Origin of the sequence: Burkholderia cepacia GG4 (genome assembly GCF_000292915.1) — a bacterium.
In the GTDB taxonomy this organism is placed as follows: Bacteria; Pseudomonadota; Gammaproteobacteria; order Burkholderiales; family Burkholderiaceae; genus Burkholderia; species Burkholderia cepacia_D.
Genome location: NC_018513.1, coordinates 2,517,827 through 2,542,053, shown reverse-complemented (window position 1 = coordinate 2,542,053; position 24,227 = coordinate 2,517,827). Strand labels below are relative to the sequence as shown.

Below are 24,227 nucleotides of genomic sequence, written 5' to 3'. Positions count from 1 at the left end.
TGGGGGAGAAACGCGATGAAATCCACCAAGCTCACGGCGACGCTTCTTGGCCTGTTCAAGGCAGGGGTCGCGGCATCCATGTTGCTGACGGCCGGCGAGGCCTGTTTCGCGCAGGCGGTCGTCAACCTGACGGCGAAGGCGTCCACGGCGATGATGCCGGACGGACAGTCCGTGCCGATGTGGGGCTACAGCTGTACGCCGGCCGCCGTCGCGGCGGCGCCGGCCGCGAATGCCACTTGCGCGGCGGCGAACACGACCGCCGGCGCGAACTGGTCGCCGGTGGTGATCACCGTGCCGGCAGGGCAGCTGCAGATCAACCTGACGAACAACCTGCCGGCGCCCGTGCCGACCTCGCTCGTGATCGTCGGGCAACTCGGCGGCGGTCTCGGTGACAAGCCGACGACCACGCCGAGCCCGGTCCATCCGACACAGACCGCCACGACCTGGCCGATCGTCACCGCGACCTCGACCGCGCCGATGGCGTCGTTCGTGCCTCCCGCGCAAGGGCCGCGCGTCGAGTCGTTCGGGACCGAGGTGGCGGCGTCGACCGATCCGAAATCGCATACCACGCTCACCTGGCCGAATCTGAAGCCCGGTACCTACCTGCTGGAATCGGGCACGCACCCGTCGATCCAGGGGCCGATGGGCCTGTACGGCGTGCTGGTCGTGAAGAGCCCGGCCGTCGCAAGTTCAACCTGCGCATCGACGAAGCAGGCGTATCCGAATTCGGCGTCATGCTATGACGCCGACGTGCCGCTCGTGATGAGCGAGATCGATCCGGTGCAGAACGGGGCAGTCGCCGCGGCCGTGGCGACCAAGGGCTTCAGCGAAACCGCCGCGTGGTCGGGTCAGCCCGGCGGGTGCGGCGATTCGAAGTCCACATCGTTCGGTACCTGCTATCCGCCGGTGGTGAATTACGATCCGCGCTACTACCTGATCAACGGCGTCGCATTCGATCGCACCAACCCGAACGCATCGGCGTTCCCGCCGAGCGCGAACGTGCCGGCGTCGACCGGGCAGGTGCTCGTGCGGCTGGTGAACGCCGGCCTGCGCATGCACGTTCCGGCCGTGGTCGGCGCGCAAACCGGCAATCCGTCGGTGCCCGGGTTCTCGCTGATCGCCGAGGACGGCAACGCGTTGCCCGGCGCCGCGCGCATCCAGAACTCGGTGTTCATGGCCGCCGGCAAGACCTATGACGTGATGGTGAACGCGCCGGCCGCCGGGGCGATGCCCGTGTACGACCGCGAGCTGAGCCTGTCGACCAACAATCTGCGTGACGGCGGGATGCAGGCCTACATCGCAGTCAACAACGCGCAACCGTCGGCGACCGCGGGCATCGGCGAAGTGCCGACCGCCGCGGGCGCGAACTACTACTTCGTGCCGGGCACGACGCTCGCCGTGTCGGATCCGGCCAAGGGCGTGATCGCGAACGACTCCGGCGTCTACGGCGTGAAGGTCCAGACGCCGCCCGGCAACGGCACGCTCAAGCTGAACACGGACGGTACGTTCACGTACCTGTCGAGCAGCGCGGCGAACGACAGCTTCGTCTACCAGTCGACGAACGGCACGCCGCCGGTGACGGCGAAGGTGACGCTGACCGCTTGCACCACGAGCAACAAGTGCCTGTCGGTTCCCACGGCCGGCAATGCGAACTTCTCGAGCAACATCGCGTCGCAGGTTCAGATCGGTGCGCCCGGCGTGCTCGCCAGCGCGAGCGATCCGGCCGGGCTGCCGCTCACCGCGCAAATCGTCGCGTCGAGCGCGACGAACGGCACCGTGACGCTGAATCCGGACGGCTCGTTTACCGCGGTGCCGACGACGCCGCCGATGGCCGGCGCGTCTGCGCAGAAGGTGACGTTCCAGTACAAGGTCACCAACACGCAGAACCAGACGAGCACGAACGCCGGGACCGTGACGGTCACGTTCAATCCCGGCAGCGGGCTGGTCGTGAACGTGATGGATGCGCCGAGCATGGCGCCGGATGCGACCGCGCCGAACAAGATGGTCAGGCTGACCGACTATCGCTGGATCATCGAGGAAGACCGCACGATGCAGATCGATCCGGCCTGCCAGGTGAATTCGACGACGGCGCGGCCGGCGAACTGCCCGCCGTTGCCGCAGCCGGTGCCGACGCTCGGCACGAACTTCCATACGAGCTACATGCCGGTGGTGGCGGCCGGCTGCGTCGGCACCGTCGCGTGCGAATCCGGGCAGACCGTGTACGACCCGGTGTCCAACAAGCACTTGGCGACCGTGTGCGACGTCGGCAACGGCGTGTGCCGCACCGGCACGAACGTTTCGCAACAGGCGGCGGTCGATCCGAAATACGTGGCGCTCGATCCGACCAAGCACTACTACATCTCGATCCTGCCGGGCGATGCCGGCAACACGTTCGTGAACAGCGGCGGCGTGCCGCCCAACACCACGCGGCAATTCAGCATCGCGCTCGACTGCCCGTCGGGCCCGAGCGGCGCGGATTTCGCGCCGGGCACCGGCAAGTGCGGCCACAGCATGGGCGGCGCGCCGATTTCGCCCGCGCAGATCGCGGCCGCGCAGGCCGGGCAGACCGCGACCGGGCAAGCCGGGCAGCTCAACGTGCTGCTGACGGAAACGCCTTACCAGACGGCGAAGCTGTCGGTGTTCGTGTTCGAGGACGATGCGCCGCTGAACGGCGAAGTGGATGTCAGCGGCGGGTCCGACGGTTTCGGCACCGCGCGCGAGCCGGGCCTCGGCGGCTTCGAGGTCAAGCTCTGGGACGACGCCGGCGGCACCGGCGACCCGACTGGGCAAATGACCTATGACATGTTCAACATGCCGCTGTCGAATTCGCTGCAGGGCACCGTCGATCCGCTCACCGGGCTCAACGCCTGCCCGATCTCGACGGCGACCGACGGCCTGGTCGGCATGATCCCGACCTGCCCGAAGTACGAATCGGACGGCAAGACGCTGTCGCCGCTGGTGGGCCAGGCTGTCATCGCCAACCTGATGCCGGGCCGCTATGGCGTGATCGCGACGCCGGCCGCCGACCGGATCGGTCGCGGCGAGGAATGGCTGCAGACCAACACGCTCGACGGGCAGAAGGCGCACGACGCGTTCATCAAGGTCGGCGGCCCCGCGTACTTCCAGGAGTTCGGGCCGGCTGGCTATCACGTGTCGATCGGCTTCGCGAATCCGAAGATCATCAACGCGCGGCGCACCAATGCGACGAAGACCGGGCTGTGCGACACCGGCGCGTGCCCGAACACGATCACGGGCCGCGTGACGAACCTGCACTACGGCCGGCCGCCGAACGAGAACCTGTACAGCAGCGGCTCGCACGATTCGCTGGCGTTCTCGCAATGCTACGTGAGCGTCGGCGATCCGGACGGCGAGGATTACGGCTTCACGAAGTGCGACAGCCAGGGCAAGTTCACGATCAGCGGGTTGCCGAGCGGCACGACGCGCATCACGGTCTTCGATCAGTGGAACGACCAGATCGTCGACGGGCTGGCGAAGGCGGTGCAGCTGCCGGCGGCCAACGGGAGTACGACGGTCGACGTCGGCGATCTCTCGGTGCTGCAGTGGCAGACGAACCTCTATACGCGGACCTTCATCGACCTGCACGGCGACGGCATCTCGCATCCGGACGACCCCGGTATCGCGCTGGCGTCGGTCAACATGCGGTTCCGCGACGGCAGCTTCTCGAGCTTCAACGCGAGCGACGGCAATGGCTACGCGCCGTTCAACGAAGTGTTCCCGCTGTTCAACTGGTACGTGGTCGACGACGACCAGACGCGCTACAAATCGACCGGCACGCACGTGGTGTACGACGCGGGCGGCCCGGTCGACCGCACCGGCGTGCCCGGCAGCGGGAACTCGACGATCGCCGCGAACTTCGCGAACACGGTCGAAACCTTGCCCGTGCCGTCGAACCTGCAGGTGCCGGGCGCCCGCTACTGCGCGGACGCGGATTGCGCGTCGACCGGCAGCGGCTCGACCGGCCGGGTCGATCCGCCGTGGGTAAACTCGGAGGCATGGCAGGGCTTCTCCGGCCAGAACTCGTTCATCGAGTTCGGCAAGACGCCGTTCGCGAAGGGCGAGAACGGCGGGATTCGCGGCGAGGTGATCTATGCGTCGACGCGGCCGTTCGACGATCCGACGCTGCTGATCCACACGAAGTGGACCCCCAACGTGCCGAACGTCACGGTGAACCTGTACCAGGAGGGTACGGCCGCGGACGGCACCGCCAACCTGACGCTGGTGGACACGACCAAGACGGCGAGCTGGGACGACTGGGCGCAGGGCTTCCGCGCGGACGGCGTGACGCCGAACATGAACTGCCCGGGCCAGGACCCGAACGACCCGTTCTACTTCACGCTGAAGAACAGCACCAACTGGCTCGATCCGCAGCATCGGCAGTTGCCGGCGAATGCACAGTTCAAGTGCTACGACGGCATGCACGTGTTCAACCAGATCCAGCCGGCGCCGTATGACGGGATGTACAAGTTCCCGAGCGTGACGGCGACGGACGCGGGCGGCAAGCCGGTCGCGTCGAACTGCACGATCTGCGTCGGCAAGAACCCCGTCGACGGCACGCCGATGCTGCCGGCCGGCAAGTACGTGGTCGAGATCATCGTGCCGCCGGGCTATGAACTGGTGAAGGAGGAAGACAAGAACATCCTGATCGGCGACAACTACATCGCGCCGGTGACGCAACAGTTCGCCGGGATTGGCGCGGTCTTCATCCTGCCCGACCAGGCCGCGGTGAACTCGACCTACAACCCGAACAACCCGCAGAACCTGACCACCAACCTCGGTTCGACGCCGCATGCCGAAGGCGACACCGGCAGCGTCGAGCGGTTCTGGCCGTGCGTCGGCGAGCTGCGCATCGTGCCGGACTACATGAGCCTGTTCCCCGGCTCGAAGGAAGTCGCGCCGTTCGCGGGTGCTTCCCGGCATCTGTGCGATCGCAAGGAGGTGATGCTGACCGACGAGGAATCGGTGCTCGCGAAGTTCTGGATCTTCAGCTCGACGCACGTCGCGGCGCACTACACGGGCTTCATGCTCGACGACTTCTCGTCGGAGTTCGACCCGTATTCGCCGCAGTTCGGCGAGAAGTTCGCGGTGCCGAACGTGCCGATCTCGTTCAAGGATTTCTCCGGCAACGAAACCTCGCGCACCTATTCGGACCAGTGGGGCATCTACAACGGGCTGACCTTCTCGACCTGGGAAGTGAACCCGCCGAACCCGACCGGCTATGCGCCGACGATGATGGTCGCGTGCATGAACGACCCGGGCCCGATCCCCGACCCGAACCATCCGGGCCAGACGATCAGCGATCCGCTGTACAACCCGGCCTACAGCCAGTTCTGTTACGAGATTCCGTTCATGCCCGGACAGACGCAGTACATGGATACGCCGGTGGTGCCGGTGCAGTCGTTCGCCGACGGATACAACCAGCCCGACTGCGCGTATCCGGATGCGACGCCGGCGATCTCGAGCGTGACCGGCGACGCGATCGGCGCCGGTGCGGGCCCGTGGGTCAGCGGGCCCGGCAAGACGCTGACGATCAACGCGCTGGGCGACCAGCAGGTGCCGAACCACGCGTACACGGGGCCGAGCCAGAGCACGGCGCCGTTCAACCAGAAGTTCATCACGCGCCACTACGGCTTCGGCGGGTCGCAGGGTACCGGCACGGTCACGATCGCGGGCGTCAACGCGCCGGTCGTGTCGTGGAGCGACACGCAGATCGTCGTGACGGTGCCTGACCTGAGCATTCCGGTGCTGCCGTTGCCGACGGCACCGTCGACCTGCACGATCCAGCAGATGGGCGCGCCGGCGACGCAGTGCGGCGAACTCGTGGTCACGGCCGGCAACGGCAAGCGCTCGATCGACGCGGTCACGGTGACGGTCGGCGGCAAGACGCCGACCTACGTCGGCGGCGAGAACGGCGCGAGCAATGCGCTGCAGACCGCGATCAACAACGCGAGCGCGGGCGACATGATCGTCGTCGGCCCGGGCACGTACAACGAGATGCTGGTGATGTGGAAGCCGGTCCGGCTGCAAGGCGTCGGCGCTGCGTCGGTGACGGTCAACGCGAACACGCATCCGTCCGGCAAGCTCGATCCGTGGCGTCGGCTGATCGCGTGCCTGTTCGGCACGTCGCTGGACGGCGGCGCGATTTCTGCCGCGTACGACCCGACGAAGCCGGTCTCGCCGACCAACAACCCGTACGATCCGTCCGGGACCTACCAGTGCTCGACGCAGATGCAGGGGCACGTGGATCCGATCCCGTTCGAGCCGACCGTCGGTTGGGACAGCATGCAGAACGGCAACCTGGGCGAGCTGCTGATGGAGCCGTCGCTGCTGGGCGCGTATGAGGGCGCGGGCATCACGGTGCTGGCCAAGGGCGTGCAGCCGAGCACGAACTGCACCGCGAATGGCGTCTGCACGCTGCTTACGCGGCACGACTGCACGACGGACCCGAACAACCCGAACTACAGCAACTTCCTGTGCAACCCGTCGCGCATCGACGGGATCACGTTCACCAACAGCTCGCAGGGCGGCGGCGGGATCTTCCTGCACGGCTGGAACCATTACACGGAGGTCTCGAACAACCGGGTGACCGGCAATGCCGGCACGCTGTCGGGCGGCATCACGGTGGGCCAGGTGGAGGTGCCGGACGGCACCATCGCCGCGGACGGCGTGACGCAGTTGCCGTTCATGTACAACACGTTCGTCAACGTTCACCACAACGCGGTGACGGGGAACGCGTCGTACGGCGACGAGATCAACTCGACCACGCCGTCGGCGGCGGGCGGCGTGACCCTCTGCTCGGGCGCCGACTACTACCGGTTCAACTACAACTGGGTATGCGGCAACATCAGCGGCGGTGACGGCGGCGGCGTCGCGCACTTCGGGTTCAGCTACAACGGCGACCTGTCGCACAACGTGGTGTTGTTCAACCAGAGCAACAACCCGACGTTGCCGACGTACGGCGGCGGCATCATCGCGCAGGGCGTGCCGCCCGACGGCACTTTCTGCGAGAACTCGACCGTCGATGTCGATTGCGCGCCGCAGCTGTCCGACGGCATCGGCCCGAATCTCGTGATCGACGGCAACCTGATCATGGGCAATACCGCGGAAAGCGGGAAGGGCGGCGGCCTGCGGCTGCAGAACGTCAACGGCACGGACGTGCAACGCAGTCTCGGCAACCCGAACAACTGGTACCAGGTGAACGTGATCAACAACATCATCGCGGACAACGTGGCCGGCTGGTCGGGCGGCGGCGTGTCGCTGCAGGATGCGTTGCGTGTGAACTTCGTCAACAACACGGTGATCGCGAACGATGCGACGGCGTCGGCGGGCGTGCTGTTCAATACGCCGGCCGCCTCACAGTCGAACGTGCCGCCGCCGGGATGCACGAGCAGCCCGAACAGCGCGGACTCGACCTGCACGAGCTTCATCGAGGCATCGACGCAGCAGCCGGCCGGGCTGGAGACGGCGAACCATACGCAGAATCTGCTGGCCGCGTTCGTGCCGCCGGCGGGTTTCACGGGGCATGTCACGTGTCCCGCGAACGCGCCGAACTGCACGAAGTTCTCGAACCCGGTGCTGACCAACAACGTGTTCTGGCGAAACCGCACGTTCTACATTTCGGTGAGTTCGCAGCCGAACCCGAATATCCCCGGCGTGCAGAACGCGGTCACGTTGAATCCGGTCCTGAACCAGAAGGGGCAGTCGACAGGCTTCTGCGTGACAGGCGGCACGACGCCGCCGGTCTACTGGGATATCGGCGCATACGGCGACACCGGGCCGACCAACCATCAATCCGGGCTGACGATGGACCCCGAGTACTCGATCATGACCAGCACGGCTGGCTACGCCGCGACCAACATGGCGGCGGATCCGCAGACGGTGGGCCAGTACTGCAACGGCTCGCGGGTGCCGCCGGAAGCCGGCGGGAACGGCTTTGCCGTGCCGCCCGGGATCGCCGACGCGGTGATGCCGAATCCGCTGTTCGGGCTGATGCCGACGGCCACGCCCGATGAAGGCAACCAGTGGATCAACATGTCGTACGGACCGCTGTCGCTGTTCAACGAGGCGCTCACGCCGGGGAGCGCGGGTTACAACGTGATGATGGGCAACTACTCGATCAAGGGCACGTCGCCGGCGATCGGGGCGGCCACCGCGAACGGCGCGCCGGATCACGACATCTTCGGCACGCCGCGGCCGCAAGCCAACGGCTACGACATCGGCGCGGTCGAGTACGTGACGCCGGGCCTGCTTGGCGGCCTGCTCGGCGGCGGCGGGCCGATTGATCCGCTGGCGTTGGGCGGGAACCAGCCAACCGGCTTGGCGGGCTTGCTCGCCGGGCTGCGAGGTGCCGGCGGGATCCCGGGCCTGTTCAACGGACTCAAGCCGCTGACGCAGATCCAGGCGCCGGCGTTGCGGCGGCCGCCGGCGGGCGTGCCGCAGGTCGCACCGGCGACGCGGCCGGCCGGTACACTGACGCAGTCTCCGGCGCTCGCGCGGCCGCCGTCGGGCGTGCTGTTGCAAGCCCCGGCCCAGACGCCGCCGCGCACCAGCACGCCGGCGCCGACTCCGGCGCAGGCGACGCCCGCGGCGCTCACCGGGGCGCTGCCATGAAACCGGCCGCTTGGCGCACGGCAGCGGCGCTGCTGCTCGCGGGCGGCGCCTGCGTAGTCGCGGTCCGGCCCGAGCCGGCCGCGGCCGGGCAGGACGCGCCGGCCGCGGCCGCCCGCGGGCACTCGCCGTACGTGCCCGTGAGCCTGCCGCGCGAGGCGAAGGCCTATTACCAGATGGGGAAGGGCGTCGACGACCTGCACGTGCGCAGCACCGCGTCGGGCAACCTGATCCGCTTCAGCTACCGTGTGGTCGATCCGGACAAGGCGCGGCTGCTCGCCGACACGAAGGCGACCGTCTACCTGTACGGGGAAACGAGCCACGCGATGCTCGTGATTCCGGTGATGGACCAGATCGGCGCGCTGCGGCAGACCGGCCGCATGGTCGTTGGTCAGGAGTACTGGATGGTGTTTTCCAACAAGGGAGGGCCGATCAAGCGCGGCGAACGGGTCAGCATCCTGATCGATTCGCTGCACATCGACGGGCTGGTGGTCGAGTAATCACATACGAACGCGTGCCGCCGCGCATCGGCAACGGGCGGCCTGCATGCGGGGAGACAAGTCATGAACCGGTTTCTTTTCAAGTCGATCTCGGTGGCATGCGCCGCCGTCTTTCTGACTTGCGGCCAGGCCGCCTCCGCGGCCTCGGCGGCGGGGAATGCGCAGGCAGCGTCGGCCGCGCACATGGACGCGGCGCAGATCGCCGCACGCAATGTCGCGGCGCGCGGCGGGCTGCAGGCGTGGCAGGCGGTGTCGACGCTCAGGATGACGGGCCAGCTCGACGCGGGCGGCAAGAAGAACGTGAAGCTGCCGTTCACGCTGACGCTGAAGCGCCCGCGCAAGAGCCGGCTCGAAATCCAGTTCGAGCAGCAGACCGCCCTGCAGGTGTACGACGGTTCGCAGGGCTGGCTCGTCAGGCCGTACCTCGGCCGCAACGACGTCGAGCCGTATACGCCGGCGCAGCTCAAGTCGGCCGCGTCGTCCGCCGAGCTCGACGGCCCGCTGATCGACTACGCGAACAAGGGCACCACGATCCAGACGCTCGGCACGGAGCAGGTGGAAGGTCACCGCGCGTACGTGCTGAAGCTGACGACGAAGGACGGCGAGGCGCGGCGCCTGTGGGTCGACGCGTCGAGCTTCCTCGAACTGAAGATCGACGGCGAACCGCGCGTGCTGGACGGCAAGACGCACAGCGTCGCCATCTTCTATCGCGATTACCGCAAGGAGAACGGGCTCGTCATGCCGCACACGCTCGAGACCGTCGTGAGCGGCGTCAGGCAGACGCACCGGATCACGATCGAGCACGTCGCGCTCAACGAGACGGCCGATGACGCGCTGTTCGGCAAGCCGCCGCTCACCATCGCCAGGGCGGCGGTCCACCCGACGGACAGCCCGACGAGGTGACGGCCATGCGACGGATCGGATCGTGGGTGCTCGCCGGCTGCGCGATGGCGGCCCTGTGCGCGTGCGGGCAATTGCCGGGGCAGGACCTGACCGCGGATCAGGTCGTCGAGAAGAACATCGCGGCGCGAGGCGGGCTCGACGCATGGCGCAAGATCCAGACGATGGTCTGGTCGGGCCATGTGGACAGCCCGAACGCGCCCGTGCGCGAGATGCCGTTCATCCTCGCGATGAAGCGGCCGAACAAGACGCGCTTCGAGCTTAGCGTGCTCAACCAGAAGGCCGTGCGCGTGTTCGACGGCCGCGAAGGCTGGAAGCAGGGCGCGAACGGCGGGGCGGGCCTGCGGCCGTATACGCCGGGCGAGTTGATGTCCGCGCGCGACGAGCAGGTGATCGACGGGCCGTTGATCGACCATGACGCGAAGGGCATCGGCGTGACGCTGGACGGCGTCGAACCGCTCGGCGGCCACGACGCGTACCGCCTCGCGGTGAAGCTGCCGTCCGGCGCGGTGCGTCACGTGTGGATCGACAGCCACACGTTCCTGGACGTGAAGGCCGACCGCGTGGTGCGCGGGCCTGGCGGCCCGCTCACCGTGGAGGTGAGCTACAGCAACTTCAAGCGCATCGACGGCCTGCAGATCCCGATGAAGATCGAGAGTGGCACGGCGGCGGCGCCGGCCAAGGACACGCTGATCATCGACAAGGTGTCGCTGAATCCGCCGCTCAACGACGCGATCTTCGCGCGGCCCGCGTCGCCGGGCGGACGCCGTCCGGTGGCAATCGATGCGAACGCGGCGCCGCTGCAGCCCGGCGCCGGCCGGCCGACGGTACGGCCATGAACGGCATCGGGGGGCGGCTGCGCGCCCTCGCGGGGGCGTGCCCGCCTGCGTCGCGCAGACGGCTGGCGCGATGGCTGCTGCTGGCCGTGCTGGGTGCGAGCGCCGGGCACGCGATCGGCGACGAGGCGGCGGCGCCCGCTGTGCCGACTGCATCCGCCGCATCCGCCGCGCCGGCGGACGCGGGCGCGGCGATCTTCCAGCGCGGCATCCTCGGTTCGGGCGCGCCGCTCGAGGCGGTGCATCAGGACGGCGTGCGCCTGCGCGGCGCCGCGGCCGCCTGCATCAATTGCCACCGGCGCAGCGGCCTAGGTTCGAAGGAAGGCAACAATACGATCCCGCCGATCACGTGGCGCTACCTTGCGCATCCTCGCGCGCAAACCGGCGAGGATCTCGACATTCCGTACGTGCCCGGCATGCGCGCCGATCGCGAACCGTACACGGAAGAACGGCTCGCGCGGGCCGTGCGCGACGGGATCGATTCGGAAGGCCGGCCGCTCGGCAGGCTGATGCCGCAGTACGCGCTCGACGATGCCGACATGGCCGCGCTGACCGGCTATCTGAAACGCCTCGACCGGCGCACGCTGCCGGGCGTGACGGACACGGTGCTGCATTTCGCGACGATCGTCACGCCGGACGCGGACCCGGTGAAGCGGGCCGGCATGCTCGACGTCCTGCAGCACTATTTCGCGGACAAGAACGCGTTTCCGTTCGGCGTGACACCGCCGCTGCGCTCGACGCGAAAAATGATGTTCATGGTCAATCGGCACTGGGAGCTGCATGTCTGGTCGCTCACCGGGCCACCCGACACGTGGCATGCGCAGCTGAACGCGTATCTCGCGCGGCAGCCGGTGCTGGCCGTGGTGTCGGGGCTCGGCGGCCGGAACTGGGCGCCGGTCCACGACTTCTGCGAAGAGGCGGCCGTGCCGTGTCTCTTTCCGAACGTCGAAGTGCCGGTCGAGACCGATCACGATTTCTATTCCGTGTACTTCTCGCGCGGCGTGCTGCTCGAGTCGGACCTGATCGCGAAGCGCATCCTGGACGAAGCCGGCGCGCGGCCGGTGAAGACCGTCTGGCAGGTCTATCGCGCGGGCGACAACGGCGAGCGCGGCGCGCAGGCGCTGGCAGCCGCACTGAAGGCGCGCGGCATCGCGGTGTCGAATCACGCGCTCGCGCCCCGCGACGGCGTCGCGCACGCGTTGCGCCGAATGCCGCGCGACGACGTGCTCATGCTGTGGCTGCGGCCGCCCGATCTCGCGGCGCTCGACCATGTGCCGCCCGCATCGGACACGGTGTTCATGTCGGGGCTCCTCGGCGGGCTCGACAGCACGCCGCTGCCGACGAGCTGGCGCGGCGTGACGCGGGTCGCCTATCCGTTCGACTTGCCCGAAGGGCGGCGTGTGCGGGTCGACTACGCCTTCGGCTGGTTCACGATTCGGCAGATTCCGATGGTCGCGCCGCAGGTGCAGGCGGATACCTATCTCGCATGCGGCCTGCTCGCCGAAACGCTGAGTCACGTGGTCGATTCGTTCGTGCCCGAGTATCTGGTCGAGCGCATCCAGGACATGCTCGAACGCCGCATCCTGACCGGCTACTACCCGCGCCTGACGCTCGCGCCCGGGCAGCGCTTTGCGTCCAAGGGCGGCTATATCGTGCGGTTCGCCGGGCCGGACCGCACGAAGATCTCCGCCGACGGAGACTGGATCGTTCCGTGAGCGGCGGTGCGCGCCTGCGGATGGAGTAGGGATCAGACCGCGTATGGAGGGAGTCGCCCCATGCCGGTTTTGATGGCCGCTTCGCACAATGTAGGCATCGTGCGACGTGCCGATGTCGCGCCGGAGCATCGCGGCATACGATGCGGGGAGGGAAACCGCCATGACAACGTTCCTGGTCGGCCATGATGCGCGACATCGCCGGGTACATCGCGGCTGGCTGATGGTGCTCGTGGCGCTCGCGCTGCTGCAGGCGTCCGTCGCGCACGCGTTGCCGATCTTTGCGCGCCAGACCGGGCAGAGCTGCGTCGCGTGCCATGCTGGCGGACAGTTTCCGGAACTCACGCCGTACGGGCGCATGTTCAAGCTGAACGGCTATACGTTGGGCGAGCGCACGATTCCGGTCGCCGCGATGGCCATCGGCGACCTGAGCAAGACGAGAGCGAACAGCGACGCCAGCGGCAATCCGATCAATACCAGGAACGGCCTGCCGATGTTCGATTTCGCGAGCGTGTTCCTCGCCGGAAAGATCACCGACAAGATTGGCGGTTTCGCTCAGTTTACTTATACGAATTACGATCATCAGGACCCGAGCGGAAAATGGAAGGGGCACTGGGGATCGGACAATACCGACTTCCGCTTCGTCGACCGGATCATGTCCGCCGGGACCGATCTGATCCTCGGCTTGACGGTGCACAACAATCCGACGGTGCAGGATGTCTTCAACACGGCGCCCGCGTGGGGTTTCCCGTACATTGCGTCGACGATCAGCCCGGTCGCCAAGATCCCGGCCCTGCCGATCATCGAAGGCGCGCTCGCGACGCAGGTCGTGGGAACAGGCGCCTACCTGTACTGGAACAAGACGATCTACGCCGAGGCGACCGTCTACAGCACGGCTGACGGCATCTGGTCGTTCCTGAGCCACGGCAACGACGAAGGGAACCCGGTGCACCCACAAGCCTACCTGCGCGGCTACAACCCGTATGCGCGCATCGCGCTGACGCGCGACTGGGGGCCGCACAGCGTGATGGTCGGCGCGTTCGGGATGAGCGTCGACGTCTATCCGAACGACCCCAACAATTTCCCGATTTTCGGCACCGGCGTGACGCGCTATCGCGACTACGGCTTCGACGCGCAGTACGAGTACCTGCTGGAGCCGCACACGATTACCGCGCAGGCGCGCTATGTGCGCGAGAACATTCACGATCCGAACAATTTCGTGCTGGCCGACAACACGGCGGCGAATCTCAATTCGTTGCGGCTCAAGGCCGGATATGTCTACCAGAACAAGTACGGTATTGCGCTGTCGTTCTTCAATACGACCGGTACACCGGACAGCGCGCGATACTCGGCAAGCGGGAATTTCCATCCGAACACGCAGGGCTGGATGCCCGAGATATTCTGGATTCCGATGCAATACGTGCGCGTCGGCCTGCAGTACACGCACTTCAGCAAGTTCCTCGGCGCGACGACCAACTACGACGGCAATGGCCGCAACGCACGGGACAACGACACGCTGTTCCTGTACCTATGGGTCGCGTCGTTCTGACCTCCCGGCCGGCGTTCCCCGTTCGCCAGGCCGACTGGAGCACGCGCAGCGAGCGGGTGGCGCGCATCTCGCATCGCGTGTCGATGCAGATGCGCACCGTCGCCGAACGGAATCGGTTCGCGCGGCGGCGGAAATTGCGGCAAGGAGATGCCTGACATGAACAAGGTGGCTTATATCGTGTCGCTTGCGATGGCGCTGGCCGGGGCGGGTTGCCACGACCTGGAGCGGTCGCGGCAGGTCGACAACCCGGCCGTGTCGGGCAAGACCATCGCGCTGCAGGTGTGCTCGAACTGCCATGGCGCGGCCGGCGTGTCGGTGTCGCCGATGTTTCCGAAGCTGGCCGGACAGCGCAAGGAATATCTCGTCGATCAGTTGACCGACTTCAAGCATCACGCGCGCGCCGATCCGAATGCGAAGCGCTACATGTGGGGCTTCACGCATCTGACCGATGCGCAGATCGACGAGCTCGCGGATTATTTCTCGGGCCAGCCGGCGGTGCTCGGCGCAGCCGACGATCACGCGCTGCTCGACGCGGGCAAGGCGATCTTCGTGTCGGGGCTGCCCGACAAGGGCGTGTCAGCCTGTGTCGGGTGTCATGGCCAGCATGGCGAGGGCATGAGCGCGTTTCCCCGGCTCGCCGGCCAGCACGCGGACTACGTGCTGAAGCAGCTGAGGATTTTCCGGGAAACCGACACGCGGCCACGCGGCGCGATGATGAAGGCGGTGTGCGCGAACATGACGGAGCAGGAGATGCGCGCGGTCGCGGCCTACGTCGAGGCCTTTCCGGCGGAAGCCGACGCACCGGCGAGCCCGGCGAGCCCGGCGAGCCGGCAGGCCGAGCAATGAGCAGGCGCCGCCGGACCGGCGTCAGATGCGGCAGGTGCCGCGGGGTTGGCAGATGAACGGCGCCGGCGGCGATCGTTTAGGTGTCTCGCCTTCCCCGGGGCGGGGCGCCTCTTTTTATTCGAACCCGATGGTTCCATTCCGGTGACGCTCATGAAAGCAATTCAATCGTCACGCGGCGGCATGATGTCCGCTGCCGCGTCACTGTATCGGCAACATCGCGCGCCGGCCGCGGTTCGCGCGTGCGAGCCGGGCGGCGACCGTCCGTTTCTCGCACGCCTGTCGATCATCGACTGGCTGTTCGCACTGGCACTCGTGGCGGGCGCAGGCTACGCGCTTGGGCACTACCACGCGCACATGGATGACTACGACAAGGCGGTGCTGATCGGCACCGTGCCCGCGCTGGCCGCGCTCGGCTGGCGCTGGAAACCCGCGCGGGTGCTGATGGCGACGATCGCCGTGCTGTCGCTGCTGTCGATCCAGATCTACCAGGGCGACCTCGCGCGCGCCGATTCGGCGTTCTTCCTCAAGTACTTCCTGTCGAGCCAGTCGGCGATCCTGTGGATGAGCGCGCTGTTCGTGCTCGCGACGCTCTTCTACTGGATCGGCTTGCTCGCGCGCTCGGAATCGGGCGCCGCGATCGGCCAGAAGCTCACGTGGGTCGCCGTGCTGATGGGCTTCACCGGGCTGATGGTGCGCTGGTACGAGTCCTACCTGATCGGCGCCGACGTCGGGCATATCCCCGTGTCGAACCTGTATGAAGTGTTCGTGCTGTTCAGCCTGATTACCGCGCTGCTCTACCTGTATTACGAAGGGCATTACGGCACGCGTGCGCTCGGCGCATTCGTGCTTCTGGTCATCAGCGCGGCCGTCGGCTTCCTGATGTGGTATTCGGTCGCGCGCGACGCGCAGCAAATCCAGCCGCTCGTGCCGGCGCTGCAGAGCTGGTGGATGAAGATCCACGTGCCGGCGAACTTCATCGGCTACGGCAGCTTCGCGCTGTCGGCGATGGTGTCGGTCGCGTACCTGATGAAGGAGCGTGGTGTGCTGGCCGATCGCCTGCCGACGCTCGAGGTGCTCGACGACGTGATGTACAAGTCGATCGCGGTCGGTTTCGCGTTCTTCACGGTCGCGACGATTCTCGGCGCGCTGTGGGCGGCGCAGGCGTGGGGCGGCTACTGGAGCTGGGACCCGAAGGAAACCTGGGCGCTGATCGTATGGCTCAACTACGCGGCCTGGCTGCACATGCGCCTGATGAAGAGCCTGCGCGGCGCGGCTGCCGCGTGGTGGGCGCTCACGGGCCTGCTCGTGACGACGTTCGCGTTCCTCGGCGTCAACATGTTCCTGTCCGGGCTGCACAGCTACGGGCAACTCTGACGCACGCGCGGCGTTTCCTACCATGTTCTACCCATGCACTTCGGCGAGCATTACTACTATGAGCCGCGCGCGTGCCGGACCAGAATGTCCCGACGAGCATCGCTGCATTCCGGGTGTGACGTAGGAGGAGCTGCCATGAGACGCGTCTATTTTCTATTGCCGACGGCGCAATGCGCGCGGTCGATCGTGGGTGAACTGCTGTCGCTGCGCATCGAGTGGCGACATATCCATTGCCTCGCGAATCACGATGTCATGCGCGACGGCTTGCCGGGAGCCACGCTGTTGCAACGCAGCGACCTGCTGCCGTCGCTCGCGCGCGGCACCGCAGTCGGCTTTGCGACCGGCATGCTGCTGGGGCTGCTCGTCCTGGTGTTCCCGCCCGCGGAATTGCCGATCGGCGGCGGCGTCGTCGTGGCGATCACGCTGTTCGGCGCGGCGTTCGGTGCATGGGTGTCGACGATGATCGGCATCGACGTGCCGAGCACGCGCCTGAAGCGTTTCGAGGACGGCATCGAGCATGGCGAATTGCTGATGATGATCGACGTGCCGACCGATCGCGTTCACGAGATCGAAGACGCGATCAAGCTTCGCCATACCGAAGCGCATCTCCAGGGAGAGGATCCGACCATCCCGGCATTTCCGTGAGCCGCCGGCGGGCCGACAGCAGCCCGATATACGCGTTGCCGGACGTCATCGCTTGATGACGCCGGGCAACGGATCGTGCACGCGATGCCCGGCGGCGTCGCCGCGTGCAGGCTGCCGTGTGTCTCAACTTAACTTGCGGCGCGAAGGCGCTTGTAGCGCGCGAGCACGCGCGGCACGTATTCGCGCGTCTGCGGCAGCGACGGGATGCGATACCCGGCCCGGATCACCGCGTTCTCTCCGGCGTTGTACGCAGCGAGCGTGAGTTCGACGTTCTCCTTGAACAGGTCGAGCAGGAAGCGCAGGTACCGTGCGCCGGTCAGCACGTTGTCACGCGGATCGAACATGTCGCCGCCCGAGAAGCGCCGCGCCGTTTCCGGCATCAACTGCATGAGCCCGAGCGCACCTTTGCCCGATACCGCCTTCGGGTTGTATCCCGATTCGACGTCGATGACCGCGCGAAGGAGTTCGGGCGGAACATTGAATGCCTGACTCGCCTCGGCAATCACGTCCGCGAACGACGACGGCGCGGCAGCCGGTTTCGCCGTGGAATGCCTCGTCGCGGATTCGGCCGGCCGGGCGGCCGCGACGATCACTTTCAGATTGGCCGTGCCGGGCTCGTTGGTCAGGACGATGACACCATTGTTCGACACCGTGCCGAATATCTGCGCGTGGGCGGCGCACGACCATGCCGACGCGATTCCCACGCATGCGGCAACGATGGCTTGCTTCAATCCGGATGAAGGTTGGCGGTGCATCTTTCAGGTCTCCTGCACCTGCATTGTCGTGGCCGGGCCATCGCATCGACAATGGGGCACCCTCCTACACTTCGATACCCGAAACGACGCCCGCAGGCAACGCTGCAAGTCTGTTACCGAAGTATTCGTCGGTAACGAGCCGTAATCGATCGAAGTTGACGATTCTTACGCCGAGCAGTTGTTTTCTGCTCAAGGCAATCGTTGCGGTAGAAGAAATGTTTTTGCGCGCGACAAAAGCGATCGGAAACTCCGCCATCCGTAGTCGCACGGATGCAAAGAAAAACGTCGAAACGATTCAACTCTGAAACACATCCTGCTGCTGCGCGACGTTTCCGCTGCGGAATGCGTGGCGCGAGTGCCTAGCGCGGCGCGGTGGCGCGATCCTTGCTGTGTCGACAGGCGTGGCCAGTCGCGCGCGGGAGAGCGGCCACCGGACCGGACAAGGGGAAGCATTGACGAAATGCGTCCGGCGCCGTGCAACGAGACCTCGATGTCCAGCACGGTACAAGCGCGTGAATCCTTGGGGGAAAGTCGTGAATACTAAATATCGCGTGATCCTTGCGGAGGATCACGATCTGCTGAGAAACGGGCTCCGGTCGATGCTTTGCGCGCAAGGCGATTACGATGTCGTCGGCGAAGCGCGGGACGGCAAGGAAGCATGCCATCAGGCAATGACGCTCGCGCCCGATCTGATCCTGATGGATCTGTCGATGCGCGGGATGAACGGCATCGATGCGAGCGCGACGATCAAGCGTAGAACGCCGACCATCCGGATCGTCGTGCTCACGGTGCACCAGAGCGAGGAATACGTGCGCGAGGCGTTGCGCGCGGGCGTCGATGGCTACGTGCTCAAGGACGTTTCGTTTGACGAATTGCTGCTCGCGATGCGCATGGTCATGCAGGGAAAGAAGCACCTGAGTGCCGACGTGTACGGCTACATGGTCGACTCGTTCGTGACCGGTCGCGACATGCCTGCGCCGAAAAAGGCCTGGGACATCCTGACCGCGCGCGAACGCAGCGTGCTGAAGCTGATCGCGGAAGGGCGTACCAACCGGCAGGTCGGTCAGTACCTGAACCTGAGCCCGAAGACGATCGAGAAGTATCGGGCGAGCATGATGCACAAGCTCCATCTTGCGAATCTGACGGAACTGGTGCTCGTCGCGATGAACATGGGGCTGTTGACCACACTCGCGGCGAAATGCGCGGAGCCGAACGCGGACGACGTGGCGCCGCACCCGGTAGTCGACGCAGGGACGGCGGCGGACGTCGTCGTGCGGCTGGACGACTATCCGGCGGGTGGCGCGAAGCGCTGAACGCGGCTGCACGTCAGAGCGGCCAGGTTGCCGAGACGCGCGTACCCGTCGTGGCGGACGACCGGATCGTAAACGTGCCGCCGTGCGACTCGATGCGGTGCTGCATGCCGATCAGCCCGAGCCCCGCCGCGCGCGCGTCGTCCGTCGAGAGCGGGCTGCGCTCGTAGCCGACGCCGTTGTCGTCGATCGTCAGCAGCAGGCCGCCCGCGTCGTGTTGCAGGCCGAGCACGATTTCGGTGGCCTGTGCGTGCTTGACGATGTTGTGGAGCGCCTCCTGCGCGACTCTGAACATGTCCGCCTTCAGATGATCCGGTATGTCGTCGTCGTCGACGTCGCAATTGAACTCGACCGACAGCTGATCCGCGTCGCGCTCGATGCGCCGGCACAGCGACGCGAGCGCGGCCGGCAGTCCGAGCTTGTCGAGCATCGGCGGCCTCAGTTCGCCGCAGATCTGGCGTACTTCGCCGATCGTCTCGCGGATCCGCAACACGGCGTTGTCGAGCAGATTCGTTGCGTCGGCGATGTCGCCGCGGCGAATCCGCATGAGCGCGTCCTCATTCATCAGTTTGATGAGCGTCAGCGCCTGGCCGAGCCCGTCGTGCAATTCCGCGGCCAGCCGATGTCGTTCCTTCTGCTGGCCAATCAGCAGATACGTGTCGCGGGCATGCACGCCCGCATCGTTTGCGGCGCCGCCGCGCCGTTCGGGTTCGGGCGTCGGCGGCTCTTCGAACAGTGTCAGCGACAGGCGTGTGCCGGGAAGCACCTGCTGATGTACGACGAATTGTGCGGGATGGCCGCTTCGCCCGCTGAGCATCGCCGCGAACGAGTGTTGCTGCAGGTCGACGCTCCTGGACAGTTCTTGCGCCAGTTCGACGTGGGTATCCTCGGGCGCCAGCTCGCACAGGTGCAGGCGGACGAGCTCGGCGGGTGTATATCCGAACAGCGCCGCGGCGCTGCGATTGGCCGATACGATGGTTCCGTCGTCGGCGAGAATGGCAAGCGCCGCGCCGCGTGCATCGGTGACGATACCGGTGCGGCGATCGTCCGGACGCACCGCACTGCGCAGCTTGCGCATCGCATCGATCAGATCGAGCAGCCTGATCCGTGGTCCTTCGGGCTGGCGGTCAATCATGGTAGCTCCCGATGCTCAATTTTCAGGAAACCGTAAGGTTTCCGTCATTCTAGGACGTGACTGAGCCCGTCTGCAACATGGGGATTGCGCGTGTACGGCATAGGGACATACCTGCCGCATGCAGCGGGGCATTCCCTCCAAGCGGGCATGTCCTACTGGCCTTTGGGGGGCGTCATCCCATGACGCTCGCGATCAAATTCATGACACTGCAATGGCGGGGCACGGAATTGTCCGCTGCCTGGACTCGTGTCAGGGAGGCCGGTATGAACAGGATCGCCAGATCGACGATGGGCGCATTCGTGGTCGCTGGCGTCGCGCTTGCCGCGACGCCAGCGTGGTGTGCGCCCGATGGCAGCGTGCTCGAGAACGCCGGCGGCGTGGCCGCCGAAAACGCAGCAGCGAACGCGAACGTCACGGAGAACGCCGCGCCGGATGGCGGCAATAGTCTGATGGGACACGACATGCAAAACGGTGTCGAAAATCCCGCCAGCAACGCCGCCGACAGCGCCGCGACGCACGCCGCGGAGCAGGCGGCTGAGCCTGCTGCCGAGTCCATGATGCAGCACGCCGCCGAGCAAGCGACGGAGCCCGCCCCAGAGCCCGTGATGCAGCACGCTGCGGAGCAGGCGATGGAACCCGCGACCGAGCCCCCGATGCAGCCCGCTGCGGAGCAGGCGATGGAACCCGCGACCGAGCCCGCGATGCAGTCCGCCGTGGGGCAGGCGACGGAGCACGCTACCGAGCCCGCGATGCAGCCCGCCGCGGAGCAGGCGACGGAGCCCGCTGCCGAGCCCGCGATGCCGCCTACGGAGCCCGCCACCGGAAGCCCCGCGGCGCCCGTGCCGGCGGCACCCGCCGGGAATGCGGCGGACAAGGCCGAAGCACACATGACCGAGGGCGCGACCGCAGTCGCCGGCATGCACATGCATCACGCCGTCACGCCGGGCACTGTTCACACGATGGTCCAGTACGCGGTGCCGTCGGTTCAGCTCGTGCGCGACGACGGTCAGGCCGTCTCGCTGGCCAAGGAACTCGACGACGGCCGGCCGGTGATCCTGACGTTCATCTACACCAGCTGCACGACCATCTGCCCGATGATCAGCCAGACGCTCGAGCAACTGCAGGGCGAACTCGGCGCCGACCGCAGCAAGGTGCACATCATGTCGATCTCGATCGATCCGGAGGCGGACACGCCGGAGCGCCTCAGGACCTACGCGGCACGCTTCGGCGCCGGCCCCGAATGGCAGCACTACACCGGCACGGTCGATGCGAGCGTCGCGGCGCAGCGCGCGTTCAACGTGTATCGCGGCGACAAGATGAACCACACGCCGGTGACGTTCGTGCGGGCCGCGCCGGGCCAGCCGTGGCTGCGTATCGACGGCTTCGCGACGCCGACCGAGCTGCTCGCTGCCTATCGCGACGTCGTCGCGTCCAACTAGGTGCCACGTCTCTGAAAAGGAGCGTCGAAATTGGACAACAAGCACCGTGTGCTGATCGTCGAGGATCAGCATCTGTTGCGAGTCGGCCTGAGTCACCTGGTTTCGGAGCTGGCCGACTACTGCATCGTCGGCGCGGCGAGCGGCGGGGTCGAGGCCTGCCGTCTCGCCGAGAAAACGCGGCCCGACCTGATCCTGATGGATCTGTCCATGCCGGGCGGCAGCGGCTTCGACGCGATCGCGACGATCAAGCGCGACGTGCCGCATGCGCGGATCATCGTCCTCACGGTTCATCGCAGCGAAGACAACGTGAGAGAAGCGTTTGCCGCCGGCGCGGACGGCTACGTGGTCAAGGATTCGCCGTTCGCTGACCTGGTTCGCGAGATGGGTTTCGTGATGCAGGGCAAGTGCGTGGTCAGCCTCGATGCGTATCGGGCCCGCGCCGGCCTGCCCGGGCTGCACGACACCAACGCGCACCGGGCGCGATTGTGGAACGCGCTGACGAATCGCGAGCGCACGGTGCTGCGGCTCGTCGTCGAGGGGCACACGAGCCGGCAGGTCGGCGAGTGCCTGAAGGTCAGTCCGAAAACGGTGGACAAGCACCGTGCCAATCTCATGCGCAAGCTCGGCGTCGCGAATCTGACCGGTCTCGTTCACTTCGCGATCGACGTCGGTGTGCTCACGCTGAACGACGACGACCGTGTGTGAACACCCTCCATTGGGGCAGGGCCCAACAGGGGGAGATCTACCCATGGGGATGGACGGCACTCCCTACTTCTGACCCGTACCGACGTGAACAAGAATGCAATCAGCGGCATCGGCAATGCCGACGCCGCGGGTCGATACAGGGAGGAAGCCGTGAGCCACGAATCGTTCTCGATCCCGGCCGGCGCGTCGGGCCAGCGGCAGCGTGACGGACGACACGTGTGCCGCGCGTGCGCGAGTCGCGGCTTCACGCTGCTCGAGCTGCTTGTCGTGATGGTCATCATCGGGTTGCTGGCAGGGCTCGTGGCGCCACGGTATTTCGAACAGGTCGGCAAGTCGAACGTGAAGATCGCGCGGGCGCAGATCGTGTCGCTCGGCCAGGCGCTGGATCAATACCGGCTCGACGTCGGTGCCTATCCGACCACCGAGGAGGGGCTGGATGCGCTCGTGAACAAGCCGCAAAGCGCATCGCGGTGGAGTGGTCCCTATCTGCAGAAAGCCGTTCCGGTGGACCCGTGGGAGCGGCCCTATCAGTACCGTTCGCCGGGCGAGCATGGCGACTACGACCTGTTTTCGCTCGGCAAGGACGGACGCGGCAGCGGTACCGGCGAGAACGTGACGATCTCGTCGTGGTAGGGGCAGCATGGCTGCGGTCGCTGCACATATCGTGAGCAGTCCGCAAGGAGAGTCGACGTGAAATTCGTGCTGCGTGTATTCGATACGAGCGGCTCGGTGCAGACGCTTCGCATCGACAGCGACTCGCCGGCGAGCGCGGCATCGCTCGCGCGCGCGCGGGGCCTTCGCGTCGTATCGGTCAGCACGGACTCCGGGCGCCAGCGGCGCGGCGCGAACCGGTTCGGGATACCGGGTGCGCGGTTCGACGTCGACATGTTCGCGCGCGAGTTGGCGGCGCTGCTCGATGCGGGTGTCGGCCTCGTCGACGCATTGCGCACGCTTGGCGGCAACGCGCGGCGCGAAGCGTCCGCACAGGTGTGTCGCGACCTGCTGCGGCAACTCGAGGAAGGGCAGTCGCTGTCGGCGGCGCTCGAGCACGCGAGCCCGATCTTTCCGCCGGTACTGGTGGCGTGCGTGAAGGCGAGCGAGCAGACCGGCGGCCTGGCCGACAGCCTGACGCGCTATTCGCACAATAGCGCGACGCTGCGCGAGTTGCGCGCGCGGGTCGTGTCGGCGGCGATCTACCCGACGGTGCTGCTGTTCGTCGGTGCGGCCGTCGTGCTGTTCCTGCTCGGCTTCGTGGTGCCGCGCTTCGCGACGCTGCTCGAACACAGCGGGCGCGAACTGCCGCTGATGTCTCGGCTGCTGATGGCGTGGGGCAGCATGGTGCATGCGCACGGCCCCGAGCTGACGGGCTGCCTCGCGGTCCTGGCGGTGGCCACCGGTGTCGCACTGCGGCGTCCGGCACTGCGCATCTGGCTCGCCGATCGTCTGCTGGCGCTGCCCGGCATCGGGCAACACTTCCGCGTGTTTCGCCAGTCGCAGTTCTATCGCACGACGGCGATGCTGGTCGACGGCGGCATTCCCGCCATCCGCGCGTTCGACCTCGCGCGCGGCCTGGTCGGCCGCGCGGACCAGGCCGCGCTTGCGGGCGCGCTGCAGCAGGTCCGCAATGGCGCGAAGATTTCCGATGCGTTCCAGCAGGCCGGCCTTGCGAACGCGATCGGCTACCGCCTGTTGACGGTGGCCGAAAAGACCGGCGGGCTCGGGCCCGTCCTCGACCGGATCGCCGCGTTTCAGGAAGCACAGGTGTCGCGCACGATCGACCTGATTTCGAGACTGATCGAGCCTGCAATGATGATCGTGATCGGCGTGGTGATCGGCGGAATCGTCGTGTTGATGTACATGCCGATCTTCGAGATCGCGTCGAGCATTCAGTAGGCC

General features: G+C 66.7%; 16 protein-coding genes. 14 read left to right on the top strand and 2 right to left on the bottom strand.

The genetic code is table 11. The features are described 5' to 3' along the window. Positions 1-15 precede the first annotated feature (15 nt). From GEM_RS11510 to GEM_RS11470, 9 genes are all read left to right on the top strand, one after another. Positions 16-8,628 (top strand): choice-of-anchor Q domain-containing protein, encoded by an 8,613-nt coding sequence (locus GEM_RS11510; RefSeq protein ID WP_014897581.1) that lies wholly within the window; start codon positions 16-18, stop codon positions 8,626-8,628. After that, the gene (locus GEM_RS11505; RefSeq protein ID WP_014897580.1) at positions 8,625-9,125 is read left to right on the top strand and encodes a hypothetical protein; all 501 of its coding nucleotides are present in this window, start codon (positions 8,625-8,627) and stop codon (positions 9,123-9,125) included. The genes GEM_RS11510 and GEM_RS11505 overlap by 4 nt, the downstream gene beginning before the upstream one ends. A 63-nt stretch (positions 9,126-9,188) precedes the next feature. Further along, positions 9,189-10,028, top strand: coding sequence for a hypothetical protein (locus GEM_RS11500; protein WP_014897579.1), 840 nt, complete (start codon positions 9,189-9,191; stop codon positions 10,026-10,028). Positions 10,029-10,033: 5 nt separating this feature from the next. Continuing rightward, a complete protein-coding gene (locus GEM_RS11495; RefSeq protein WP_014897578.1) occupies positions 10,034-10,864 on the top strand; it encodes a hypothetical protein in 831 nt (276 codons plus the stop codon). Further along, positions 10,861-12,576, top strand: coding sequence for a c-type cytochrome (locus GEM_RS11490; protein WP_014897577.1), 1,716 nt, complete (start codon positions 10,861-10,863; stop codon positions 12,574-12,576). Before GEM_RS11495 ends, GEM_RS11490 begins: the two co-directional genes overlap by 4 nt. 160 nt (positions 12,577-12,736) lie before the next feature. After that, positions 12,737-14,122 (top strand): hypothetical protein, encoded by a 1,386-nt coding sequence (locus tag GEM_RS11485; RefSeq protein ID WP_014897576.1) that lies wholly within the window; start codon positions 12,737-12,739, stop codon positions 14,120-14,122. 156 nt (positions 14,123-14,278) lie between these two features. Then, positions 14,279-14,968 (top strand): c-type cytochrome, encoded by a 690-nt coding sequence (locus GEM_RS11480; RefSeq protein WP_014897575.1) that lies wholly within the window; start codon positions 14,279-14,281, stop codon positions 14,966-14,968. 183 nt (positions 14,969-15,151) lie between these two features. After that, positions 15,152-16,342 (top strand): c-type cytochrome biogenesis protein CcsB, encoded by a 1,191-nt coding sequence (gene ccsB / locus GEM_RS11475; protein WP_014897574.1) that lies wholly within the window; start codon positions 15,152-15,154, stop codon positions 16,340-16,342. A gap of 135 nt (positions 16,343-16,477) precedes the next feature. After that, positions 16,478-16,987, top strand: coding sequence for a hypothetical protein (locus GEM_RS11470; RefSeq protein WP_014897573.1), 510 nt, complete (start codon positions 16,478-16,480; stop codon positions 16,985-16,987). A 128-nt stretch (positions 16,988-17,115) separates the two neighbouring features. Here GEM_RS11470 and GEM_RS11465 read toward each other — a convergent pair whose 3' ends face one another. Further along, positions 17,116-17,742: a lytic transglycosylase domain-containing protein gene (locus GEM_RS11465; RefSeq protein WP_014897572.1), complete on the bottom strand. Its 627-nt coding sequence runs from the start codon at positions 17,740-17,742 to the stop codon at positions 17,116-17,118. A 533-nt stretch (positions 17,743-18,275) separates the two neighbouring features. Here GEM_RS11465 and GEM_RS11460 point away from each other — a divergent pair. After that, positions 18,276-19,055, top strand: a complete 780-nt coding sequence (locus tag GEM_RS11460; RefSeq protein WP_014897571.1) for a response regulator — start codon at positions 18,276-18,278, stop codon at positions 19,053-19,055. A 13-nt stretch (positions 19,056-19,068) separates the two neighbouring features. Here GEM_RS11460 and GEM_RS11455 read toward each other — a convergent pair whose 3' ends face one another. Further along, positions 19,069-20,187, bottom strand: a complete 1,119-nt coding sequence (locus tag GEM_RS11455; RefSeq protein ID WP_014897570.1) for an ATP-binding protein — start codon at positions 20,185-20,187, stop codon at positions 19,069-19,071. Between the two features lie 797 nt (positions 20,188-20,984). On the opposite strand from GEM_RS11455, the gene GEM_RS31235 reads away from it, so the two are divergent. From GEM_RS31235 to GEM_RS11435, 4 genes are all read left to right on the top strand, one after another. Further along, complete coding sequence (locus GEM_RS31235; protein ID WP_187293246.1) at positions 20,985-21,626, top strand: SCO family protein; 642 nt, start codon at positions 20,985-20,987, stop codon at positions 21,624-21,626. Positions 21,627-21,656: 30 nt separating this feature from the next. Next, entirely contained in the window at positions 21,657-22,331 is a 675-nt protein-coding gene (locus GEM_RS11445) for a response regulator (RefSeq protein ID WP_014897568.1), read from the top strand. Positions 22,332-22,547: 216 nt separating this feature from the next. Next, on the top strand, positions 22,548-22,964 hold the full coding sequence (gspG, locus tag GEM_RS11440) for a type II secretion system major pseudopilin GspG (RefSeq protein ID WP_085963784.1): 417 nt from the start codon (positions 22,548-22,550) through the stop codon (positions 22,962-22,964). A gap of 57 nt (positions 22,965-23,021) precedes the next feature. Then, on the top strand, positions 23,022-24,224 hold the full coding sequence (locus GEM_RS11435) for a type II secretion system F family protein (RefSeq protein ID WP_014897566.1): 1,203 nt from the start codon (positions 23,022-23,024) through the stop codon (positions 24,222-24,224). Positions 24,225-24,227 lie beyond the last annotated feature (3 nt).